18 protein-coding genes and 2 pseudogenes are annotated in these 22,248 nt (G+C 62.5%); 13 read left to right on the forward strand and 7 right to left on the reverse strand.

What is annotated here, in order from left to right:
- Positions 1 to 45 precede the first annotated feature (45 nt).
- Genes JM946_RS18145 through JM946_RS18170 form a run of 6 tightly spaced genes read left to right on the forward strand, consistent with a single transcriptional unit; the run spans position 46 to position 5,608 of the window.
- The gene (locus JM946_RS18145) at positions 46 to 960 is read left to right on the forward strand and encodes a cupin domain-containing protein (RefSeq protein ID WP_218042966.1); all 915 of its coding nucleotides are present in this window, start codon (positions 46 to 48) and stop codon (positions 958 to 960) included.
- Positions 957 to 2,852 (forward strand): pyrroloquinoline quinone-dependent dehydrogenase, encoded by a 1,896-nt coding sequence (locus tag JM946_RS18150; protein ID WP_203168768.1) that lies wholly within the window; start codon positions 957 to 959, stop codon positions 2,850 to 2,852. Before JM946_RS18145 ends, JM946_RS18150 begins: the two co-directional genes overlap by 4 nt.
- Positions 2,853 to 2,866: 14 nt before the next feature.
- The gene (locus JM946_RS18155) at positions 2,867 to 3,163 is read left to right on the forward strand and encodes a hypothetical protein (RefSeq protein WP_203168769.1); all 297 of its coding nucleotides are present in this window, start codon (positions 2,867 to 2,869) and stop codon (positions 3,161 to 3,163) included.
- A gap of 14 nt (positions 3,164 to 3,177) precedes the next feature.
- Entirely contained in the window at positions 3,178 to 3,603 is a 426-nt protein-coding gene (locus JM946_RS18160; protein ID WP_203168770.1) for a hypothetical protein, read from the forward strand.
- Positions 3,604 to 3,622: 19 nt separating this feature from the next.
- Positions 3,623 to 4,645: an SMP-30/gluconolactonase/LRE family protein gene (locus JM946_RS18165; RefSeq protein ID WP_203168771.1), complete on the forward strand. Its 1,023-nt coding sequence runs from the start codon at positions 3,623 to 3,625 to the stop codon at positions 4,643 to 4,645.
- A 21-nt stretch (positions 4,646 to 4,666) separates the two neighbouring features.
- On the forward strand, positions 4,667 to 5,608 hold the full coding sequence (locus tag JM946_RS18170) for a cupin domain-containing protein (RefSeq protein ID WP_203168772.1): 942 nt from the start codon (positions 4,667 to 4,669) through the stop codon (positions 5,606 to 5,608).
- 6 nt (positions 5,609 to 5,614) lie between these two features.
- Here the strand turns inward: JM946_RS18170 and JM946_RS18175 are convergent, their stop codons facing one another.
- The 5 genes from JM946_RS18175 to JM946_RS18195 all read right to left on the reverse strand — a co-directional run bounded on the left by JM946_RS18175 (position 5,615) and on the right by JM946_RS18195 (position 13,808).
- A complete protein-coding gene (locus tag JM946_RS18175) occupies positions 5,615 to 8,269 on the reverse strand; it encodes a DUF6493 family protein (protein WP_203168773.1) in 2,655 nt (884 codons plus the stop codon).
- 12 nt (positions 8,270 to 8,281) lie between these two features.
- Positions 8,282 to 9,631, reverse strand: a complete 1,350-nt coding sequence (locus JM946_RS31315) for an SWIM zinc finger family protein (protein ID WP_203168774.1) — start codon at positions 9,629 to 9,631, stop codon at positions 8,282 to 8,284.
- A gap of 84 nt (positions 9,632 to 9,715) precedes the next feature.
- A complete protein-coding gene (locus JM946_RS18185; RefSeq protein ID WP_203168775.1) occupies positions 9,716 to 11,032 on the reverse strand; it encodes an amidohydrolase family protein in 1,317 nt (438 codons plus the stop codon).
- A 262-nt stretch (positions 11,033 to 11,294) separates the two neighbouring features.
- The gene (locus JM946_RS18190; protein ID WP_218042967.1) at positions 11,295 to 13,205 is read right to left on the reverse strand and encodes a prolyl oligopeptidase family serine peptidase; all 1,911 of its coding nucleotides are present in this window, start codon (positions 13,203 to 13,205) and stop codon (positions 11,295 to 11,297) included.
- Positions 13,206 to 13,313: 108 nt separating this feature from the next.
- Positions 13,314 to 13,808 carry a hypothetical protein gene (locus tag JM946_RS18195; protein WP_203168777.1) on the reverse strand — a complete coding sequence of 165 codons (495 nt, stop codon included), beginning with the start codon at positions 13,806 to 13,808 and terminating at the stop codon, positions 13,314 to 13,316.
- A gap of 174 nt (positions 13,809 to 13,982) precedes the next feature.
- Between JM946_RS18195 and JM946_RS18200 the strand changes: the two genes are divergently transcribed.
- Positions 13,983 to 14,948 carry a helix-turn-helix domain-containing protein gene (locus JM946_RS18200; RefSeq protein ID WP_218042969.1) on the forward strand — a complete coding sequence of 322 codons (966 nt, stop codon included), beginning with the start codon at positions 13,983 to 13,985 and terminating at the stop codon, positions 14,946 to 14,948.
- Between the two features lie 48 nt (positions 14,949 to 14,996).
- Here the strand turns inward: JM946_RS18200 and JM946_RS18205 are convergent, their stop codons facing one another.
- A complete protein-coding gene (locus JM946_RS18205; RefSeq protein ID WP_203168779.1) occupies positions 14,997 to 15,443 on the reverse strand; it encodes a PIN domain-containing protein in 447 nt (148 codons plus the stop codon).
- Positions 15,440 to 15,682, reverse strand: a complete 243-nt coding sequence (locus JM946_RS18210; RefSeq protein WP_203168780.1) for a type II toxin-antitoxin system Phd/YefM family antitoxin — start codon at positions 15,680 to 15,682, stop codon at positions 15,440 to 15,442. The genes JM946_RS18205 and JM946_RS18210 overlap by 4 nt, the downstream gene beginning before the upstream one ends.
- A gap of 272 nt (positions 15,683 to 15,954) precedes the next feature.
- On the opposite strand from JM946_RS18210, the gene JM946_RS18215 reads away from it, so the two are divergent.
- The 6 genes and pseudogenes from JM946_RS18215 to JM946_RS18235 all read left to right on the forward strand — a co-directional run bounded on the left by JM946_RS18215 (position 15,955) and on the right by JM946_RS18235 (position 22,126).
- Entirely contained in the window at positions 15,955 to 16,926 is a 972-nt protein-coding gene (locus JM946_RS18215; RefSeq protein ID WP_203168781.1) for an acyl-CoA desaturase, read from the forward strand.
- 619 nt (positions 16,927 to 17,545) lie between these two features.
- Positions 17,546 to 18,124: pseudogene (locus JM946_RS31755) on the forward strand (iron-containing redox enzyme family protein); the annotation flags it as partial.
- 135 nt (positions 18,125 to 18,259) lie between these two features.
- Positions 18,260 to 18,676, forward strand: a pseudogene (locus JM946_RS31760) (VOC family protein); the annotation flags it as partial.
- Between the two features lie 248 nt (positions 18,677 to 18,924).
- Positions 18,925 to 19,236, forward strand: a complete 312-nt coding sequence (locus tag JM946_RS18225; RefSeq protein WP_203168783.1) for a hypothetical protein — start codon at positions 18,925 to 18,927, stop codon at positions 19,234 to 19,236.
- Positions 19,237 to 19,355: 119 nt separating this feature from the next.
- Positions 19,356 to 19,676 carry a hypothetical protein gene (locus JM946_RS18230; RefSeq protein ID WP_203168784.1) on the forward strand — a complete coding sequence of 107 codons (321 nt, stop codon included), beginning with the start codon at positions 19,356 to 19,358 and terminating at the stop codon, positions 19,674 to 19,676.
- Positions 19,677 to 19,819: 143 nt separating this feature from the next.
- Positions 19,820 to 22,126, forward strand: coding sequence for a S8 family serine peptidase (locus JM946_RS18235; RefSeq protein ID WP_203168785.1), 2,307 nt, complete (start codon positions 19,820 to 19,822; stop codon positions 22,124 to 22,126).
- The last annotated feature ends 122 nt before the right edge of the window (positions 22,127 to 22,248 follow it).

Consider the following 22,248-nt stretch of genomic DNA (forward strand, 5'->3'; position numbering starts at 1 on the left):
TTAGACGACAACGCCGTGAGTGCATATCACGGCTAAGGGGGAGTGGTGCTCGGCCGGGCTTTCATTGCATCCATGCTCGTGTCCGCCTCATCGATGGCGGCCGACACGCCGCAACCGCCGAGCCCTGCATTGGCTCAGCGCATCGCGCACACCGATCCTGCAACTTTCCGATCGTTGAGTGCCGTGCACGGTGGCGCCGGCTCGATGGAGTTCGGCGTGCTGCTCGGGGACGCGGCGCTCAGCACCAACTTCATTTTTCTCCATCGCGGCGTGATCCAGCCTCGCAGCGGCATCGGCCAGCATTTTCATAACTATTGCGAAGAGATGTTCGTCATTCTCGATGGCGAGGCCGAGTTCACCATCGACGGGCGCACTTCCCTGCTCAAGGGCCCGGCCGGCGCGCCGAACCGACTGGGCCACTCCCACGCGATCTACAACCCCACCGATCGGCCGGTGCAGTGGCTCAATATCAACGTCGGCACCTCTAAAACGTACGACGCCTTCGATCTCGGCGACGCTCGCGTCGGCGTGCCGCTCGACCCGGTGCCGCAGTTCATCTCGATGCAACTCGATCGAAAGTTGCTGAAACCTGTGGACGCGATGAATGGCGGTAAGGGCCGCGTGCAGTATCGCCGCGTGCTCGAGCCGAGTGTGTTCTTCACCGCCTGGTCTTATGTCGATCACCTGCTCCTTCCGCCGCGCACGAGCGTCGGTCCAGAGCGCCTTGCCGATGTGAGCGAGGTTTACTACGTGATCGCCGGCGCCGGTAGCGCAAGCGTCGGATCAGAGCGCGCAGCCATTCGCAGTGGCGACGCCATCGCCGTCGACCTCGAGCAATCGAAATCCTTCAGCAACGAGAATGGCACTCCCCTCGAGCTGATGATCATCGGCGTCGCGCGAGATATGGCGGCGAAGACCGATCTGCTCCGAAGACCCCGGCCTACTCGGAATCGACAATGAAGCGAACCATCGCTCTCACCGCCATCGGAATCCTGGTGACTGCGTGCACGAGCGCGCCTGTCTCGGTCGACTGGCCCACCTATCACGGTGATGCGGGCGGGACGCGCTTCTCGCACCTCGATGAGATCACGCCGGAAAACGTCGGCAAATTGCAGGTCGCGTGGACCTATCACATGCGGCCGCCAAGCACGACGCCTGCTCCGCCCTCCAGCGATGAGGGCGAGGAAATACCGATACGGCGCAGCCGGTTCATCCCCTCGGAAGCCACGCCGCTGGTCGTGAACGGTCGAATGTTTGTATCCACGCCCTACGGGCGAGTCGTTGCGCTCGATCCGGACAATGGTCGCGAGCTGTGGGTGTACGAATTGCCCAATCACGACCAGCCCTCCACACGCGGCGTCGAGTATTGGCCAGGCATGGGCGATGCGGAGCCGGCGATCTTCTTCGGTACGCGCAGCGGCAAGCTCATCGGACTGTCCGCCGCGACCGGCAAGCCCATCGCGAGTTTCGGCAACGGCGGCATCGTGGATATGAAGACTCCCGAGGTAATGAACGGCAGTCCCCGTGCGCCGCTGGGGATGAGCTCGCCGCCTCTTACTTATAAGCATCTCATCATCACGGGCTCGCGCGTCCAGGAGACACCCACGCTAGGCGCAGCTGGTGACGTGCGTGCCTGGGATGCGCGCACCGGTCAGCTCGTGTGGACCTTTCACACGGTGCCTCGCCCCGGCGAGTTCGGCCACGACACCTGGGAAGGCGACAGCTGGAAACGTCGTTCCGGCGTGAATGTCTGGACGCCGCTGGTGCTCGATGCCGAGCGCGGCATCGCTTATCTGCCGATCGGCGCGCCGGCCTTCGATCGCTGGGGCGGCGATCGTAAAGGCGCCAATCTGTTCAGCAACTCCATCGTCGCGGTCGATGCGGCGACTGGGAAATATCTGTGGCACTTCCAGACAGTGCATCACGATATCTGGGACCTCGATCTGCCTTCGGCCACGCTGGTGGAGGTGAAGCGCAACGGCAAGATCATTCCCGCCATCGCGGTCATGAACAAGACCGCCCTGCTGTTTGTGCTCGACCGGGTGACGGGCCAGCCGATTCATGAAGTCAAAGAAGTCCCGGTGCCGACCGAGACCGACATCCCGGATGAAAAGCCCTGGCCCACGCAGCCCATGCCGGTCGCGCCACCGCCGCTTGCGCGACCGGAATTCAAGATGTCCGATCTTGCCGATCTCACTCCGGAACATCGCGCCTTCTGTGAGCAACTGATCGAGGAGAAAAACATCGTCGAGAGCCGCGCATTTCAGCCGCTGCGCGGCGACTCTGCGGTGGCGAGCTTTCCTGGCAGCCTCGGCGGTGTCGATTGGGGTGGCGGCGCGTTCGATCCGAAGCTCGGCTACTACATCGTCAATATCAACGAGCTGGGCAGTCCGCAGCAGCTGGCGAAGCGACCGGACGGCTCGTGGGGCTTGAAGGACGGCTATGTATATTTCTGGAATCACGAGACGCGCCTGCCCTGTCAGCAACCACCGTGGGGAAGCCTGGTCGCAGTCGACGTGAGCACTGGAAAGATTGCATGGCGTTCGACCTTGGGCATCAGCGAGAACTTGCCCGAGCATCTACAGAACACGGGCCGCATCAGCGCCGGCGGCCCCATCCTGACCGCCAGTGGCCTGACCTTCATTGGCGGCACCGACGATAACCGCATTCGCGCCTTCGACTCGCGCACCGGCGCCGAGCTGTGGAGCTTCAAGCTGCCCGCCTCGATCTACGGCACACCGATGACCTATCGCGGCAAGAGCGGCAAGCAGTTCATCGCCGCGGTCAACACGGGCGGTTTCGTGGGCAGCCCGGTCGAGAGCGACACCGTCACCGCCTTTTCGCTCCCTTGATCCGAGCTCTCACCATGTTTCGATCGACCACGCACACCACGCTCATCGTCGGACTGACCCTCCTCGCGAGTGCGCCGCTGCTTGCTCAACAAGCGCTCGAAGAGCCTCCTGCAGGTCCGGGCCTGGAGCTCATTGAACGCAGCTGTGTCAGCTGTCACGACATCTACATGATCACGACCAAGCGCAAGACGCCGGAACAGTGGGCGGAGGTGATGGATCTGATGGCGGCGCGCGGCGCCGAAGTGACGCCGGATGAGATGCAGATCATCCAGGACTATCTGTCTCGGAACTTCTCAGCATCGAACCATTGAGTCGAGGAATGCTCATGAACAGACGAGGTTGGTTGAAATCGGTTGCGTGGTTCGGCGCCGGTAGCGCCATGGCTGCCAGTGCGATCGGTCGATCGGCGGCAGCGGCGAGCAAGGCCAGCAAGCCCATCGTTCTCTACTGCGATCTCGCCGTGGATCCGGCTCGCGAACAGGAAATGCTCGACGCCTATCAAAACCATTTCAAGCCGGTGGCGCAGAAACATCCCGGCTACATCGATCTGAAGATGCTCAAGCTGCGCAAGGTGATTCAAGGCGGCCCGGCGCCCGCCAAGAGCATCAACTATCGTTTCCAGTTGACCTATGAAAGCGAGGAGCTGCGCCAGCAATGGATTGCCTCGGACGATCACACCAAGTATTGGCCCATGATCGAAAACACCGTCACCGACAAGGGCTACCTGGTGCTGCTCACCGACGCTGTTTGAAAACTCATTGGGAGATCGCATGAGACATTTCGTCGAGCTGGCTCGGCGCGTTCTGCAGAGAACCCCGTTCGCCCTGGCAGGCATGGTCGCCACAGCCGCCTTCGCAGCGGATGGCGCGGCCACTCGCATCGAGCGCCTCGACCCGGCGCTCGACGCGCTCATCGCGCCGAACGCCACGATCCAGCGCGTCGCGACCGGGTTCAAGTTCACCGAAGGTCCCATGTGGCGCGAGGGTCGTCTATGGTTCTCGGATCTGCGCGACAACAAAGTGTACGCAGTCACTCCCGGGGGCAAAGTGGAGTTGTTGATCGAGAGCGCCGGCGGTCTCGATCCGTTTCCGGTGGATTCGTACCTGGGCTCGAACGCAATGGCGACCGACCAGGACGGCTCGGTGCTGTTGGTGCAGCAAGGCGGCCGCAAGATCGTCCGTCTCGATGCGCAACTCAAGCCGACCGTGCTGCTGGATCGCTACCAGGGCAAGCAGTTGAACAGTCCGAACGATCTGGCGTTTGCGCCGGATGGCTCGCTTTGGTTTACTGATCCGCCGTTCGGCCTGCGCGGCATGGACAAGGATCCTGCCAAGCAACTGCCATTCAACGGCGTGTATCGCTGGGCGGGCGGCAAGCTCGAGGTCGTGATCGAGGATCTCACCTTGCCCAACGGCCTCGCCTTCTCGCCCGATGGGAAAACCCTGTATGTCGCGAACTTCGGACCGGAGCGATTCGTCAAGGCCTATGACGTCGGCGTCGACGGCGCGGTCAGCAACCCTCGCATGCTGATTCAGTACGGAGTGGATGAAAAAAGGCCCGGCGGCCCGGACGGTTTGAAGGTGGACAGCGCAGGAAACATCTGGACCACCGGGCCTGGCGGGATTCGCATCATCACGCCGCGAGGCAAAGTGCTCGGACAGCTGGTCCTGCCTGAAGTGGCCGCAAATCTGGCATTTGCCGAGCAAGGCAAGGTCGCCTACATCACCGCCACGTCGAGCATCTACAAGATCGCCCTGCGCACCCCGGGCGTCATGCCGCTGTATCAACGCTGAGCTCGAGAATCCGGAGACGCCATGAGAATGTTCGATCGATCGACGGTTCAGCTGACGTGCGTGCTAGCCGGAACGCTGATCTTTGGGAGCGGCGCATTTGCGCAGCAAGCCTCACAGCGGCCACAACCCATCGTGGCGTGGTCGGCTCAACCAGTGCAGGCGAATGAATGGACCGCACCTCACAAGCCGCATTGGAAACTTTCCGAGGTGCTGGCGAAACATTCCGGCGAACGCAGCTGGCAGGAGGACATCGTCAGCGACCGCGATTTCGTGGCCCGCTACATCTCGATGGCGCCCGGCGAGAAGACCAAGCGACAGTTCTTCGCGGACGACCGGGTTTTCTGGATCGTGCAGTCGGGCCGCATGCGCGTCAGCATCGATGGTCAGGAGCCTTTCGTCGCGAGCCGGGGCTTCATGGTGCAAGTCCCCTATCGGATCCCCTACAGCATCGAGACGGTCGGTTCCGAGCCGTCGCTGCGTTTCGAAGTCACCGGCGCGCAGGCCGTGCCGCTCTTCCCTCTCGAGGAAACGCCGACGCCTGTGGCCGGTAAGAAATATGTGAAGGTGAGCTTCACCGGGAGCGGCGCTTACGACGAGGTCAACAAGCCTTATCTCGATTTCAACAAAGCCGTGGTCGCAGCGAACGGGCGGGGCGGCCCGTTCGTCAAGGACGACAAGACCTTCGCGAACATCATTCGTGGACCGGGCAGTGCGCCGCCGCCGGCAAGCAACCTGGGCCATTTCCACGTCGGTTATTCAGAGTTCTGGCTGGTCCTGGAAGGCAAGATCGATTATCAGATCGAAGGCGTTCCGTTCTTCACCGCCGAGCCCGGCGACGTGGTCTACGCACCGCAGGGCCGCTGGCATCGCGCGAGCTGGGGCGGCAACGGCATGGCCACTCGCCTCGCCATCAATCCGCGACCGGAAGGCATGCACAACTTCCAGCCTCCGGAAGCCCACTGAGCGGCGTCACTTGCTCAGCAGCGCTTTGCGCAGCGTGGCGCCCTTGCCTCCCAGCACGAGCCTCGCCACCGTCTGCCGGCTCTGCTCTGTCAAGGTCGCCGCACCCTCCGCGACGATCTCCACCGCCAGTTCCAACAATGCATTGGTTCCTCTGGGCGGCTCTTCGGGCTTGATCTCGAGCAAGGCCCTGATCAGCTCGAACACCACGGGCGAAACCGCTGCATCGATACGCCGCGCCTCGCGAAAGGACTTGGCGGGGCGTGTGAGTTCCTGGGAAGAGACTTTCAATACCGGCGGCAAGCTCTTCGCCAGCAGCGAAACATCCAGGCGGCCCTCTCGATGAGTGCACACCAGCGCGTCGACCGCGATGGCCGTTTCGCCCGCATTCCCGGTCACCAGGCCAGCCGCCAGAAGTAAAGTCGCGATCGGACTCATCTCGACCGTGGGATCGAGCAACAGCTGCAAGTAAGGCAGGTTCTGCCGAACCGTGGAGCGCTGACCGTGCGCCAGCTCGGTAACGCCGTCGGCAAAGAAACAATCCAGGTCGGAAGGCACGAGCGTCGAATGATAGAGGATGAAACCTTCATTCCTGCCGCCGATGGTCGGTCGCTGGAACCAGCCGCGCCGATCGAGCTGGTCGTTCTCCAACTCCAGCGCCGCGACCGGATCGGGAATCGCCTCCGGAAGCGTTTCGACCCGCTTGAAGGTAATGCGCGCGAAATCCTCAGTGATCTCTTCCTGCTGGATCCCCCTGAGATACCACTCGTGACGGCGGCGTGAGTTTCCATTGAGCACTCGCCTGATGCGAGCCGCGGCGGCGAACAGCGCCGACTCCTCCAGGCGACTGATCCTGTCCCCGAGTGCATAACGTAGCGCAAGTGTGAACTCACTTTCTGGCAGCGCGCGCGCAGCTTCAACCGCCTGCTCGTCCGCCACCGGCGCCAGCCGCAACAACGCGCTCGCCTGCTCATGTACCGAATCGGTCACTCCGGCGTCGATGTGAGCACGCACGCGCTCGATGAGAAGGCGCGCATCGATAAACCCGCGCATGTGAGTTGGCGTGCTCAACGGCACCAGCCCTTTGCCCAGTATCGCAAGATTCATCGCGTCCTCGACGCGACGAGTCAAATGCTGGTCGGCAAGGTTCGGTCCCCACATGCTGCTCGTCGGGCTGGCACGCAGCCGATCGCTCTTGAGCAGCAAGAGCAGCACGCGTCCAATCTCCCACGCCTGCGGTGTCTGTAACCGGGGAAGCCGCGCCGCAACCGGTTCGAAGCGCCGGCACGCCTCTTCGGAGAGGGGCGCGGCCTGCACGAGCCCGGCCAGCACGCGTTCCCACTCGTCGAGCTCGAAACTGTGTTCGAACACGTACGAGGTACGATCGACCAGTTCGTCGATGGCAGCGATAGGTTGAATCCGACGACTCGGATCCAATGGACCGACACGCTCCTCAGGACGGCTTACCAGGGGTTCCACGGAGTCGCTGACGGGCGCGGCCTGCCCGCCAAGACGGCGCAGCTCATCTCGATGCATGGGAGAAATGGCGTTGTGGTACTTCGCCAGCATGGACCGCGTCGCCTCATCCATTCCCCACTCATCCAACCGCCGGAGCACTTGCTTCTGCACATCGGAGGATTCGTGCGCCAGCGCAGGCACGATCGCGGCGGCCGCCCCGGTGGCGAGCGCAGGATCGCGCTTCACACACCGATCCAACAACTTGAGCGCCGCTTCCACATGCTTCTTGACCGCCGACGAGAGCACACGACGAAGCGCGCCGAGCAGTTGATCCGGTGCGATCAATCCGGCGTCGTCGAGCTGCTGCACGGCTTCGAGCGCGAGCGTCACCGTGGTCGGCATCCGGCTTTCGAACAAAGCCAGGTAGCGCGAGCAATGCGGACTCATCTCGGGGATCGTAGGCGCCAGCTTCTGGTGAAAAGCTCGGAGCCAGTTGCTGCGGGATTCTTTCAAGTCGCGCTCCAACGCAGCGATGGTTCGATCCAGCAGCTCGGCCCTTGGATAGACTCCGAGAGCGTTGAGTTGGAGCAGCACGTTCGACCAGCGCCATTCGCCCAACTGTTTCTCGAGCGAGGCCAGATTCGCGACCGAGGTCCCTTCGATGTCCAGGATCTGCAACAGCGTGTCTTTCAATCCGGGATCTTCTTTGAACGGCGCCTCGAGGCCCCGAGGCCGGTCGTGCTCGCGACGAAACAGCAGCATCAAGCCGGCGATGTACACTTCGCTCGCAGGCCGCGCTGCCACTCCGGCGACGATCAGCCGCTGCACGTCTTCGATCACGTGCGGACCTTCCTTCAGAATCGCTTCGACCAGCAGGTCCACACCGGGCGGCTTGAACTCGATCGCCCAGGCGACCAGCGTTCCCACGTGCCAGTAGAGCTCGATGGCGGCGTTCATATGCCCGAACACCATGGCCGTTGCTGCAGCGGCATAGCGTTGCTCGTGCGTGGGTGGCCCGCCCCACTCGCCCCAAGGCTCTTGCTTGCGCTTCGCTGCGTGTCTGATGAGCTTCAGCATGCGCGACACGCGGGCCTTTTCGGCATCGAGCTGCTCGGGCGTCATCGCATGCAGAACACCGGCGATGCCGTATCTATCGCCGGCGTGCACAGCACGCTCCAGCGCCGTAGACGGAACGAAGCTAGTCATCACAACAAATCTTTATCGAGTGGCGTGGCGCAGCGTGGCGGCTGCAAGCACATGCTTGCAGGGACCGCGCTCACCCTGGTGTTTAGCGAACCAGGCACACGTGCAACGTAGCTCGTGGTCCACTTCACGCACATGATGCGGGATATCGCCGCTCTTGACCTCCGCCTCGAAGGGCCGTTGCCTCAGCACCTTCACCCCCTCGCCCAGCAGGATCGACTTGGCGTCCTTCAAGCGTGGGTGCAGGTCCTCCAGCATGGATAGATCGAAGGGCAGCACTCGGTGGAAATAATGTCCGCCGAGCACATCGTATCCGGCGAGACCGGAAGCGCCGATGATCCGCAGAGCGTCGCTCACGACGTGAGTGGCAACGTTCATCTCGCGCGCGAGCACGTTCACATCCAAGGCCGCCTGCCACTGCAATTGAGCACGAACGCGCGTGAGCACCGCCGACACCGCACTGTCATCTGCTTGCATCATTGCTGAGAGGGCCTGACCTTCGCCCGAGAAGCCGCGCCACGGTTCGGCAGTCAAGCTCAGCGTCAGACGAGCAACACCAAAGTCCAGCACCCAGGCGCTCGCCTGCTGGGCATCGTCGGCATAAGCACTGAGACTTTCGCAATGAGGCAGGAGTGTTTCCAGCACCCGCAGGCGTGTCGTGTCCATGACCCGCACGCCGCGCTCGACCGGCCGGGTCGTGCTGTACAACCCCGATGGGCCGCGAGCAATCCACAGTGACAACCGCGAGGTGCGTGACTTGGGCAAGCCTCGAAACAGGCGCAAGGCATCGACGCCCGACACTTCGAAACGCCGTTTCATGCCGGCCTGCTGGGACTGCACCTCCACCATGCCGCGCAACCAACGGTTCGGCAGCTCCACCTTCCGCTCAGTGGCCTGCCCGCTGGCGGAACGGATCGTGAACTCGTTGCTTCCCACGGCGAGCGCCAGGCCACCGGCGTCTCTGACCTTATCGAGGGCGGCGCGCATCGGCGAATTGAAGTCGATGTTGGTCGTGCCCTTGCCGGTCACCTCGCCGTCATAGGATTCCGGCAGCATGTCGGCGCGAATGTAGGCGCCACAACAGCTCGAGAAACCTTCGAAGCGAAGCACACCGCCGCCCGATGTCACGACCGGATCCGACAGGGTCATCGGCCTGCCATTCATTCCCGGCGGCGTATAGAAACGGGTACCGACGATTATGTGAACCGCCGTCAACAGATCGGCGATGAGCCGCGGCTGAAGCACCCGCCCTTCGAAGAAATAGGGATAGCGCTCGCCACCGGTATCCGCGGTGGCGAGAATGAGCTTCGCCCGGGGTTCCTGCAGCAGCTGAGATTGCGCAGCGTACTTATATGTATGTAGCACCCTGCTACTGTGTCATGACTCCAACGCACGCGGAAGATCCCGGTGCGTTGGGCATGAGCAGGTTGCGGTTCGCTGCGCGAACCCTCAGGGTTTGGCGACCTTGCCACCCTTCATCACGAAGCTCACACGCTCCAGCTCGGTCACGTCCTGCAGCGGATCGCCTTTCACGGCGATCAGGTCTGCCCATTTACCGTTGCTCAGCGAGCCCACTTCATTGTCGATCCGGTTGTGCCTGGCGCCCCACACGGTGGCGGAACGGATCGCATCCAGCGGCGAGAAGCCAGCGGACACCATCAACGCGAACTCTTTTGCATTGTCCCCGTGCGCTGACACGCCAGAATCCGTGCCGAATGCGACCTGCACGCCGCCTTCCCGGGCACGACGCGCCATGTCCACCATCTTCGGTCCGACTTCCAACGCCTTGTCGCGCACCGCCGGCGGCATCCAGCTGGCGGTACGAGCGCGCTCAGCCACAGTGGCGCCGGCCAGCAACGTCGGCACGAGATAGGTCTTGTTGGCTTTCATCAGCTTGATGGAGTCGGCGTCGAGATAAGTGCCGTGCTCAATGGAATCTACGCCGGCGCGCAAGGCCGCGTTGACACCATCGGTGCCGTGCGCGTGGCACACCACACGCCGACCCAGCGCATGCGCCGTCGTGACGATGGCTTTCAGCTCATCGTCCTGCATCTGCTGGCTCAGACCTGCAGCCGTGTTCGACAGCACACCGCCCGTCGATGCGATCTTGATCACGTCGGCGCCCCGTTGCACCGCCTGTCGCACGGCGCGACGACAATCGTCAGCACCGGAGCAACGACCCGGACGAGCAAACAATTCGGTGATGTCCGGACGATAGCCGTGCACGTCACCATGACCGCCGTGCGCACCCACGCCGCCTGCGGCAATGATTCTCGGACCGAAGGCGCGACCGGAGTTGATTGCATCACGCAGGGCGAACACAGCATCGGCGTCGCCGCCGAGGTCAGCCAACGTGGTGAAGCCGGCGCGCAGAGTTCGCTGCGCGTACATCAAACCATCCAGCGTGCGATCGGCGGAGGTCTTCTTCACTGCATCGAGCTCGGAGGTGGGCCCGCCTTCGGAAGTGATATGCACGTGACTGTCGATCAGCCCCGGCAGCACGAAGCTGTCACGCAGATCGATGGTCTCTCCACCCGCGGGCGCGCTGTGATAACCGTCGCGCACTTCCAGGATCTTGCCGTTGGCAATCACCAAGGTGCGTTCCTGCTCCACACGACCATTGCCGGGATCTGCCAGCAGACGGCCGGCCTGCACGAACACCTGCTTGCCCTCCTCGGCTGCGGCGGCATTCTGCGCCGAGGCGCCGATGGCCATTCCGAGCAAGGTCATTCCTAGAAGACGGCGTACCGCCGTGGTCGTTGTCATGGTCATGCCTCTTGTGTTGTTCATTGGCTCAACACGGGATCGGCCGGATCGCCGTCGACCCCGCTGAATGAGCGTATGAGCGCCATCGATGGATGCTGGGATTGTGCCACCGTCGTGGGCGCACGAGACAATGTGCTCGCCAACCGGCACACAATTGCAAGTTTGAAGGCGCAGAGCGTCAGTTTCGCGCAATAAAAATGCACCGATGGCCCGACGAACGCCGGGCCCGGTGCATCAGGACAATGATCGGCCGCTCAAGCTATCAACGGCTCGCTGGCATCTGCCGAGCGCCTGCCCGTAGATGTCGATCCAGGAAATTCACCACCATCAGGTTGGTGTCGACGTAGGCCTCGGTGTCTTCGATGGAGTGGCCTGAATCTCCCCGCACATGCAGTTCAACGAGCCCGCCGTTCGCTCGGATCGCGCGCTCCATTTCTTTGATCTGCGCGAGCGGCGTTCGAGGATCGTTGACGCCTGCGTCCATGAGGACTGGCGCGCGGATTCGAGCAGCATGCGTGAGCGGCGAGCGATTGCGCCACAGAGCCTCGTCTTTGATCGGATCTCCGATGAGAGTGCGCATGAACGCCTGGATCCAGGGCGCTGAAGCCTTGTACGCGGAGTGGAAATCAGCCAACGGGCGCAGCGCCACACCCGCCGCCCATCGATCCCGCTGCGTCGACAGCGCCATCAGCGCCAGATAACCACCCCATGAGCCGCCAGACGCAGCCACTCTCTTTGCATCGACGTAGCCCGTCGCGATCAGCCAGTCCGCTGCGGCGCGCACGTCGCTCAACTCGGCGCCGCCGGGGTCCCGGTGATTGGCGCGCTGAAAATCCTGGTCGTAGTTGAGTGACCCTCGGTAGTTCGGGCTGATCACGACATAGCCGCGGGCCGCGAGGACCTGAATGGGTATGTTGAGATAGGGGCGAGTCTGGTCCGCAGGCCCGCCATGAATATCCACCACGGCAGGATGCGAGCCGTCTCGCTTCAGATTGGGCGGAATCCAGACCAGAGCGGGAATCTGAAAGCGTCCATCGGTGCTCGGAAATGTCACAGCGATTGGCGAGACGAAGGAGCGCGCCAACTTGGGCGGCGTACTGTTCACGAGTACTTGCTCTGCACCTGTCTCGATTTCGATGGCGACGAGGTCGCCGGGCCGGGTGCCTGCGCTCAAATAGACCAGCCGCTTCCCATCGGGCGAGAACTTCGAGCCGCCGAGCTGCATGGTCGCCGCCGGAAATGCACTCGTCAACTCGTACACTCCTGTTCCATGGGTGAGCTGCTGCGTCGTACGCGAAGCGACGTCGTGAATGAAGATGTGGGTCGACAGCGACTCGTCGCGAGTGAAAACGACGCGCTTGCCATCGGGAGAGAAGGCAGCGGGAATGTGGTGCGCTTTGTCGCGGGTGATCCATTGACGCGCTCCCGTACGAGTGTCGAGCAGCGCGACATTCATCCACCCCGTGCCCTCATTCGAACCAAACAGAACGTAGCGCCCGTCCGGCGAGACGTCTGCCAGCCGATTCAAGCTTTCCCCTTCATGCGACGTCAGATTCTCTGGAGCAGCCTCGCCAGACGCCCGCACACGCATGATGTCGGTATCGAGCAGCGACCAGGCGCGATCGTAGAAGTAGATATAGTCGTCGCTCGACCATAACGGACTGACTCGAGTGCGTTCCGTCGGTCCGTCGCCGGTCAGGAAACGCACCTTGCGACTGGCGATATCGATGACTGCGATCTCGCCCGACGCCGAGTCCTTGGCGCGCGAGCTGAAGACGATCTTGCGCCCGTCAGGCGACCAACCGGCGCAGGTCTCGGCGTGATCTGGAGTTTGGGTCAGATTGTGGGCCCGACCGGTGGCGACATCGATAACAAAGATGTCGTAAATCTCATCGCCGTCCTTGTCGGCGACGTACAGGAGCTGCTTCCCGTCGGGCGACCATCGCGGCCCCAACTGAGTGCCTTTGGCGGGCGCCGCCGGATGTGACTTCTTCGTAGCCACCTCGGTGAGCCACACGTTCGCCGGGCCCGACCGATACGAGGTGTAGGCAATGAAACGTCCATCGGGCGACCAGACCGGATAGCCAGGCTCGTCCAGCGCCGCGAGCTCTTTGGGATCGGCGGCTACGTAATCGGCTCGGACGGGACTGACTGCCGATCTCGGATCGCTCACCGGTTGAGCAACGCTGCCGGCGCTGCAAAGCCATGACAGTAGAAACGGTGCTAACAGCAAAGCTGGAGTACGCATGGTATGGGTCCGAACTGTGTTCGAGAGGCCTGCTCAGCGCCAGCCGACTCGTTTACCCACCGTCGAGATCATGGCCTGCTCCGGGCTGACGGTGATCGAACGCACTTCATGTCCGTAGTCGACGATGACCATGCGCTCTTCGATGGACACACCCGGCGCAGGCTGAAACAGCGTCCTGCCGGTGCAGTCGGGATTCACTACGTAGGTGCCAGAGCCAGGTCGATCGAACACGATGCCCGACAGGGAGCCCTTGGCGTTGTCGATCTGGGTGAAGTTGCCTGCACCGTCGAAGGTGCGAGTGACGACGCCGATCATTTGCTCCAGCTCGGTACCACCCGGCACGCGGCGTGTTCCCTGCATCTGAATTCCATAGGCGCCTTTGATCGTGCGATTACTGCACGTCGTCATCTTTTGATGCGACGCGCTCTGTTGCGTGACGTCGCTGACCTGTCCGGCGCCTACGCTCAACGTCGCACCTCCCACCAACAAGCTCGCTGTGACTGCCGCAACACCGATCATAGGTTTCATGACAATCTCCTCGTGCTTACAGGGTCGATGCTGCTTCGCGTCCGACGCAGGATTGATAAAGATTAGATCCGTCGCGGCCGCTCGGCTCAGCGATTCGCGACAAACGATTCGTCGGCAAGCGACAAATGAGCCACAATAGTGACATCAGCGCTCAACGCGCTCGAGGGGGTCGTCATGCTGGTGTTCAACTCTGACGATCATGCGCCGAAGCAGCGCGTCGAGGCGTGGCAGGAATTTTCAGCGCGCAGCCTCGCAGCGCTGAGATCCGTAGCAGCAGGTGAGCAGCGCTTTCAGGCGAACGTCAAAGGTAAGCTCATCGGCGATCTCATGATCGGTCGTCTTCAGGGTGCCGGGCACATCAGCGAAAGAACCCGCTTGGAGATCTCACAACAGCCGCGACATCACTACGGCGCAGTGATTCATCTCGGAGGCAAACCGCTGATGCGGTGTCGCGGCCGGCTCATCCAGGTGCAGCCTGGAGATATTTCCATCTTAAGTACGATGGACGATTTCTGGTTCGACGGCGAGGCGCCGTTCGAATACATGGTCGTTCGGCTCCCGGAGCGCTGGCCGGACTCGCGAATGTTCAGACCGGAGCTTCTGACTGGATCCGTGATCTCTCGCGCCAACCCGTTGCGGGGCATTCTGGTCGACTACGTTGTGAGCGTGTTCCACCAATCCGATCGCCTGCCTGCATCGGCTGCTGCAGCCGTGGCTCAACACATCCTGGATCTGTTGTCCGCGACGCTGGTGGAAGAGCCGTTGCAGATCGGCGGGTCCGCGGCGCTCCGAGCCGCCCTCTTCGACAGCGCCTGTCGGATGATCGCAAGCCACGCGACCGACCCGGAGCTACGCACCGAGGCCATCGCGCGACGGTTGCGGATCTCCGTTCGGATGCTGCAACGGATCTTCAAGGAGAACGATGCGACGGTCGCGCAGCGAATCTCGATGGCACGCATCGCTCGAAGCGCCACGATGCTGGCCAACGATCGAGGCAGTGGAGCCACCATCACCGAGATTGCGTTTGCCTCCGGGTTCCGGGATCTGACCACCTTCGAGCGCGCCTTCTGCGCGTCCAAGGGAATGACGCCATCCGCCTGGCGTCGACGGGCGCTGCAGTCGCCAACTTCACCGACGTGACGCCGACTTACCTGTTCGGCAAATCCCTGTGGCCGCGAAAGCCCGGCTCTAGCCTTCGGACAAGGCCTTGATGAGTGGATGAACTTCATCCGCGTATGGGTTGACGACCGTCACACCACGCCAGGTGAAACCGTGCTGGAAATCTTCGGATAGCAGAATACGACAGCGCGCCTCCGCAGCCACCGACAGAATCAGTCCATCCCAAATCTGCATCGACATCTCGGCGGCAAGATCGAAAGCAGCAAGGAATGCGGCATGCGTCGAATCATGAACAGCGAAAGCATCCGACCAACTCAGCACCATCGAGCGAGCTTTTGCTCGATCGATGCCACTCGTGCCCGTGAGAACCCGAAAGAGTTCGCCGAGGGTCTGAGCAGGCAGCACGACATTGTCCACAGGCAAGGCGCTCAGCAAGGCATGAGTTTTCCGGCGCTTTGCCTCTTCCCCGACGCCCTCGGCGTACGCGAGGACATTCGTATCCAACGCGATCTTCACCGCTCGTCGTCGTACAAGTCTGCGCGCTCCCAGTTGCGCGCACCGCCGCCCTTCCGCTTGCTGAGTCGCGCAAGCAATGCGTCCCTAGCCGCCGCACGCACCTGAAGTCTTCCTGAAGCAGGTCCCAATGTGGCTACGGGCTTGCCTCGCGAGGTGATCAAAATGGTTTGCCCGCGAGTCGCTTCGCGCAGCACTTCAGAGAAGTGACGGTTCGCCTCCGCCGCCGAGATGGTCTTCATCCTGCCCTCCGATGTAGTGCTGAACACTACCTCAGGCACATGGACTGGCGCCACTGCGCAAGGCGGCGCCCAGGCTTGGCGCGCGGATCCAGGCGTTTTCAGATGAGGACGATTCCAGAATGATCTTTCCGGAAGTCGGTAAGTTGTTGATCTGACGGCATGCGAGAACGATCTGATCCTCGCGGATCAATCCGGAAGCCAGTCCATCGCAGCTCAGTCCAGCGTCGGCATGTGGCGATCGCCACACCGAAAAACGCTGGAGGAGCGATGCAATGATCAATGACAACACCCACGCCCCTGCCACCATCCATGTGGAGGGCCACCGCGTTCAGGCTGCAGAGATCGCGGCCGTGTGTAACGGCGAGGTGCGCTATTCAGCCGGCCGCTCCCTGTGGTTCACGATGATGTTCACAGGCGCCGTGATAGGCGGGATCGCAACGGCGACGCCCGCGGCGGTCGCACTGTTCGGGATCAGCACCGCCATCGTTCTGCTGTTCGGACACTCGCTCGGCAGTCATCGCAAGCTGATTCACAACAGTTACCAGTGTCCACGCTGGCTCGCCTACCTGTTCGTCTATTGCGGAACGATGGTCGGCTTGTCGGGGCCGATTGCGCTGTTACGACAGCACGAGTTGCGCGACTTCGCGCAGCGGCTGCCGAGGTGCCATGACTATCTTCGCCACGGCAGCGGGTTCTGGCGCGACGCCTGGTGGCAATTGCACTGTGATCTGCAGTTGGATGCGCCGCCTGAGATTCACATCGAAGCCGCAGTGGCCAACGATAAGTTCTACGGCTTCCTCGAGCGCACCTGGATGCTGCAGCAGTTGCCGTGGGCGCTGGCGTTCTTTCTTTGGGGCGGATGGAGCTTCGTATTCTGGGGCGTGTGCGCGCGCGTGACCGCCGGAGTCCTCGGACATTGGTTGATCGGCTACTTCGCGCACAATCACGGTGAGATGCACTATCGCGTGCGGGGCGCGGCAGTCCAAGGACGAAACATCCCCTGGACCTCACTGCTCACCATGGGCGAGTGCTGGCACAACAACCATCATGCCTATCCCGGCTCCGCGAAGCTCGGTCTGTTCGACGGCGAGTGGGATCCGGGTTGGTGGGTGCTGGTTGCGCTTCGACGCGTTGGACTCGTGTGGGATGTGAGATTGCCCGAAGATCTGCCGCCGCGACCCGAGCTGATCACGCTGGCCGCGACGGCATTGGACAACTTCAGTCCTGACCCCGCCTTGGAATAACTATTGGGCGGGTGGCTCAGACGGCGGTTGCTCGGACGGAGCTGTGGCGCTGTCCTCGGCCGGAGGCGCCGTGGGACCACCTTCGGGGATCCCCGGCTGCGTCACAGTAGGCGGATCCTCACGCCCGCCCACCCCGTCAGCGCTGCCAGGTCCATTGCCCTCGGTGTTGGCCTCCTCTCTGGCGCAAGCGGCCATGAGCAGAGCGGCAAGCACGAGACAGGGCGTTCGATACGTCATGATTTCCTCACAAGTCCTCGGGGACGTTTCAGCGCCGCAGGGTCGGCGCCTGAGCAAGAAACTTCACAACCGCAGATGCGGTTCCGAGCGTTCGGAAGTGGAACAGCGGACCCGTTGCCCTCGGCATGGTCGAGCTCAGCAGCTGAACCGCTTTGCCATGAGCGCCGTTCGGATACATTTTTTGATACACCTGCTGCGAACGCGTACATTCTTGCCGGGTGTCTAATGCAGACGCGCGCTGCACGATGCAGCGATCTCTGGTCCAAGGAGGGACACCATGAGCACGGAACGACCTCGTATCTGCGACAGCCGTACGGACACCGACCGCTTCTGGGCGTTGGCCGATCAGTTGCAGGAACAAACGGTGGGGCACGCCAGCGACATGTTCGCGTTTGTCGAACAGGCGAGTCCGCAGCGTCTGTTCTCATTGCTGGTGCAGTATCGATACTTCACCGCCTGTTACATCTGCGATATCGCGCTGCTGATCGCGCGAATGCACCCGGGAAAGATCCGCAGCTTTCTGGCCGATATCCTGTTCGATGAGCTCGGAGCGGGCGATCACCGCGAGGCGCATCCCCAACTTTACGACGACTTCCTGGGCAGCCTCGGTATCGAGCATCCCGCGTTCGACGACATGGCGCTTGCGGACAACGTTTCTCTTTTGGAGCGGGCGCGAGCCAGTCTCATCGATCCCGCACGCAGCATTGCCTATGGCATCGGGCTGCGTGGCATGGGAGGCGAATGCGTCTGTCAGATCTACCTGGCGCGGTTGTATCGACATTTGATTCTCAACCCGTATGTGCGCGCGCGCGCCGACAAGATCGATTGGAAGTTCTGGGACCTGCACGTCGGCGAGCACGACATTGCCCACCGGGAGAAATTTCGCAAGCTGCTCACCGACGAAGTTGCGCGAATGGAGCCCGACGCCGTGCACGCGCTCGAAGCGGGCTATCGCGACAGCATGAAGGCATGGTCGGCCTTCTGGAACAATATTCACGACGAAGCCACCAAGTCGGAAGCGCAGCCGCCAGGCCGGCGTGCCGCCATTGGCCATCTCGACTTCGGCACGCCGGTGACGCAGCGTAGCGATCAGCAGATCGCCCAGTTCCACCTTGCCATCGGCGTGCACGATCTGATGGCAGCGCGACAGTTCTATTGCGAGGTGCTCGGCGCCCGGCAGGGACGCTCGACCAACAATCTGATCGACCTGGATTTCTACGGCCATCATCTGGTGATTCATCAGCAGCCGCGCGATCAGACTATCGGCAACGGCGCCTTCGGCTCCGCATTCTACGGCGAGACCGTCAAGGTGCCGCACTTCGGCATCAATCTGGATTGGGACTCGTGGAGCGCCCTCGCCGAACGGATCCAGTTGCACGACTACCGCTTCATCGATCCCCCTCATATTCGCATGCGCGACCTGCCAGGCGAGCATGCGACCATGTTCCTGGCCGATCCGAGCGGCAATGCGCTGGAGTTCAAGGCATTCCGCAATCACGACGAAGTATTCGCCGTGATCTTCTCGCCAGACACCAAGGACATTCACGGATTGGACAAGCTCGTGCAGAGCGCCCGCGACCATCGCTGACCGCTACGTCGAGGACTCCTGGCGCGCAGACCTCATGCGCCGAATCCACTCCTGGCGCGAACGGAATGCAGCGGCCACCTCGCTCGCGCCCAAAGGCTGTGAGTCGCGGCGGGGCTGAAACTGCGCCAGCATGCCGGGCGTAGTACTCATGAGACCCTCACGGAGAAGGCATCATGAAGTGTAAGTATGTGCTTGCGACGTTGTTGGCGGGTGCGTTCTCGATGTCGGCCGGTGCGGCGGATCCGACCAATAGCACCCTCTTGAAACAATGCGAGTCGGCCCAGGGTGAGGTGAAACGCGAGTGCGAGGACGTCGCCAAACAGATGTTGCGAAAGGATCAGGAAGGCCAGCAACGCAGCGACCAGACCGATCAGCAGGTGACCCACTCGAGCCCCGCCATGGAAACTCCGTCGGACGCCAAGCAAAAATCTGCTCAGCCCAGCGCCAAACCGACGCCGAAGCCGTCGAAGCCTAAGCCGGAGTGATCGCATGCACTGAGTGAACGGCGGCGCGCCGATCCACCGATGTCGATCGGGCTGGCTGGGAACTCTTGAGTTCAATCGGAATCAGATGCGCACGGACTCGAACAAACAAAAGGGAGAATATGTCGAACCGAAGCGCAGGTGTCGTTGCAATCGTTGCGATCGCCTTATCGATGCTGGCCGGATGCGCATCCAACGTCTCGCAGGTGCGCACGCGAGGCGCGCTGGACATTGGCTGCGATCCAGCGGAGGTCGATGTGAGACTCGTCGAAAGATCGTACCTGGGAAGCACTCGCTACGAGGCGGAAGGCTGCGGCGCGACCCGCACCTATGAATGCCGCGCCCGCCTGTATTCGCTCGGCCTGCCGCTAGGCGAGCGTACCTGCAAGCAACCGGGCGGCTCGCCTGACCCGGTCATCACATCGCGTGGAGTGGCCTTCTAGCCGTTATCGCCGGAGGCGCTGTCAGCCCAAAGCTGAACAAGGTCGGCGCTGAGAGCACGCTTCGGGGTTTTACATTCCGCAACATCCGGGCAGGAACGCGCCGCGAACTGCACGACAAAGTCATCGTCGAGGATGAGCCCGTCGTGTATTCCAGCCGCCTCCTGTTCGGATTGTCGCTCGCCGTCCTCTTCAGCCCCAACGTTTTTGCCGCCGAATACAATCCCGCGCGCACGCAACCCGCGGCCGTCAGCGCCAGTGCCGAGCGTGTGATCGTCAAGCTGAAGGACACCGCCTCATCGGCCGGCGCTCGAGCCAAGCCCGCTGGCGATGCGATGGCGGCGCTGGCCAGACGTAACAAGCTCAGCTTGAAGCAAACGCGCCCGATCACCTCGGCCCTGCACGTCATGAAGTTCGAGCCGGAGTCCTCGGGTGAGTCCGTCGACGAGATTCTCGCGCGGCTGCGGGCGGATCCTGCTGTCGAATATGTCGAGCTGGATGAACGACGCTATCCACAGGCGGTGCCCAACGATCCGTTGTATCTGGGGCAGTGGTACCTGCAGAACGCCGCCACGACGCCGAGCGCGATCGACGCCGTCAGCGCGTGGGATGTGACGACCGGCAACATCGGCGTGGTGATCGCCGATATCGACACAGGCGTGTTGTACAACCACCCCGATCTGCTGCGACTCGCGGCAAGCGGGCGATTGCTGCCGGGCTACGATTTCATCTCCGATCCGGCCGTGGCGAACGACGGCGACGGACGGGACTCGGATCCGACCGACGCAGGCGACTGGGTCACCGTGGCGGAGGCGAACTCTGCGGCCTTCAGCCGTTGCTCTGCCTCCGAAAGCTCCTGGCATGGCACACGCGTCGCAGGGATCCTCGGTGCACGGACCAACAATTCAACCGGAGTTTCAGGCGTCACCTGGAGCAACTCGATTCTGCCGGTGCGCGTGCTGGGCAAATGCGGCGGATTCGATTCGGACATTCTCGCCGCCATGCTGTGGTCCGGCGGAATACGGGTCGCCGGCGCGCCGGACAATCCTTTTCCGGCGAAGATCGAGAATCTGAGTCTCGGATCGCTCGGCACCGTCTGCCCCGCGAGCTATCGAGACGTGATCGGCCAACTCACTGCAGCCGGTGTGCTGGTCGTGGCAGCCGCTGGCAACGAAGGTGGCCCGGTCGGCATCCCCGCAAGGTGCCCTGGCGTTGCGGCGATCGCGGGGCTGCGACACACCGGCACCAAGGTAGGCTTCAGCAGCCTCGGGCCGGAGATCGCCCTCGGCGCGCCAGGCGGCAACTGTGTCAACACCGGCGCAGGCCAGCCTTGTTTGTATTCGATCGATACGACGTCCAACCTTGGCACGACCACCGCCTCGACCAATGTTTACACCGATCGATTCAACATCAACGTCGGCACCAGCTTCGCGGCGCCGATCGTTTCGGGCATCGCTGGGCTCATGGTCGCCGTCAACGGCAATCTGAACTCATCTCAGCTGATCGCGCGGCTCAAGGAAGGAGCGACGACCTACCCGGTGTCGAGCGATCCAAACGTTCCGCTGTGTCGCGTGCCCACGGCCCCGAACGATTTGCAGACCGCCGAGTGCAGTTGCACGACGCAGACATGTGGCGCGGGCATGGCCAATGCGAATCGCGCTGTGCAGGCGGCCCTTCGCCCTATCGCCGCCGTCATGACGCCTACCTCCATCAGTGCCGGACAGAGTGTCGTGTTGAACGGTTCAGGAAGTGCGGCGGCATGTAACAGCACCGTCGCCTCGTATGCATGGACGGTCGTCAGCGGCTCGACTTCCATCTCGGGTAGCAATACCGATACAGCCACCGTCATTGCGCCATCCACGGATTCCTTCACCGTGCGACTCACCGTGACCGACGATATGGGTCGACAGGACACGGCCGATGTAATCGTGAGCTCGAGCGCCGTCACCACAACGGCGCCGTCGAACGCTGGAACAAATGCGTGCCCGATCAGCAATATCTCTGCCGTCACCGTGTCCGTGTCGCCGGCGAGCGCAAGCATTCAGGTGGGCGGTTCGCAAACATTCACGGCTGTGGTCACCGATGCTTCGGACACGACGGTGAGCTGGCGAGTCAACGACATCGCCGGCGGCAATGCGACTGTTGGCACCATCTCGACCAGCGGCGTGTATACAGCCCCGGCAAGCGTGCCGTCACCTGCGACCGTCACGATTACAGCAGTGTCGTCGGCGGACAGCAGCCGATCGGCGTCCGCACAAGTCACAATCAGTCCGGCTGCGAGTCCCTCCGACAGCGGCAGCGGTGGCGGTGGTGGTGGCGGCGGCGCGTTCGACTGGCTGTCGTTGATGTTTCTACTGCTGTTCGCTGCCGGCTACGCCGGTCGCCGCCCGCGCAGACTCACAAGCAACAATTCAAGAACTGTCATACGCGCCCGCCCGGCGCGCTCGCCTTGAGGCTGCGCGCTCGACTCGGCGGCGCCTGATGTCGCCTTGACACGGATCGACCCCGCCCATTAGATGCGTACGCCGGCAAGTCCGGCGCAGCGGCCTCGCCGCTGCCCACAGAAGATCGAGAG

The organism is Steroidobacter gossypii, assembly GCF_016801985.1.
Taxonomy (GTDB): domain Bacteria; phylum Pseudomonadota; class Gammaproteobacteria; order Steroidobacterales; family Steroidobacteraceae; genus Steroidobacter; species Steroidobacter gossypii.

What these genes read in the sequence shown, in the direction of transcription:
- JM946_RS18150 (WP_203168768.1), top strand. Translation starts at nt 957, where the DNA reads ATGAAGCGAACCATCGCTCTCACCGCCATCGGAATCCTGGTGACTGCG.
- JM946_RS18155 (WP_203168769.1), top strand. Translation starts at nt 2,867, where the DNA reads ATGTTTCGATCGACCACGCACACCACGCTCATCGTCGGACTGACCCTC.
- JM946_RS18160 (WP_203168770.1), top strand. Translation starts at nt 3,178, where the DNA reads ATGAACAGACGAGGTTGGTTGAAATCGGTTGCGTGGTTCGGCGCCGGT.
- JM946_RS18165 (WP_203168771.1), top strand. Translation starts at nt 3,623, where the DNA reads ATGAGACATTTCGTCGAGCTGGCTCGGCGCGTTCTGCAGAGAACCCCG.
- JM946_RS18170 (WP_203168772.1), top strand. Translation starts at nt 4,667, where the DNA reads ATGAGAATGTTCGATCGATCGACGGTTCAGCTGACGTGCGTGCTAGCC.
- JM946_RS18175 (WP_203168773.1), bottom strand. Translation starts at nt 8,269, where the DNA reads ATGACTAGCTTCGTTCCGTCTACGGCGCTGGAGCGTGCTGTGCACGCC.
- JM946_RS18185 (WP_203168775.1), bottom strand. Translation starts at nt 11,032, where the DNA reads ATGACAACGACCACGGCGGTACGCCGTCTTCTAGGAATGACCTTGCTC.
- JM946_RS18195 (WP_203168777.1), bottom strand. Translation starts at nt 13,808, where the DNA reads ATGAAACCTATGATCGGTGTTGCGGCAGTCACAGCGAGCTTGTTGGTG.
- JM946_RS18200 (WP_218042969.1), top strand. Translation starts at nt 13,983, where the DNA reads ATGCTGGTGTTCAACTCTGACGATCATGCGCCGAAGCAGCGCGTCGAG.
- JM946_RS18210 (WP_203168780.1), bottom strand. Translation starts at nt 15,682, where the DNA reads ATGAAGACCATCTCGGCGGCGGAGGCGAACCGTCACTTCTCTGAAGTG.
- JM946_RS18215 (WP_203168781.1), top strand. Translation starts at nt 15,955, where the DNA reads ATGATCAATGACAACACCCACGCCCCTGCCACCATCCATGTGGAGGGC.
- JM946_RS18225 (WP_203168783.1), top strand. Translation starts at nt 18,925, where the DNA reads ATGAAGTGTAAGTATGTGCTTGCGACGTTGTTGGCGGGTGCGTTCTCG.
- JM946_RS18230 (WP_203168784.1), top strand. Translation starts at nt 19,356, where the DNA reads ATGTCGAACCGAAGCGCAGGTGTCGTTGCAATCGTTGCGATCGCCTTA.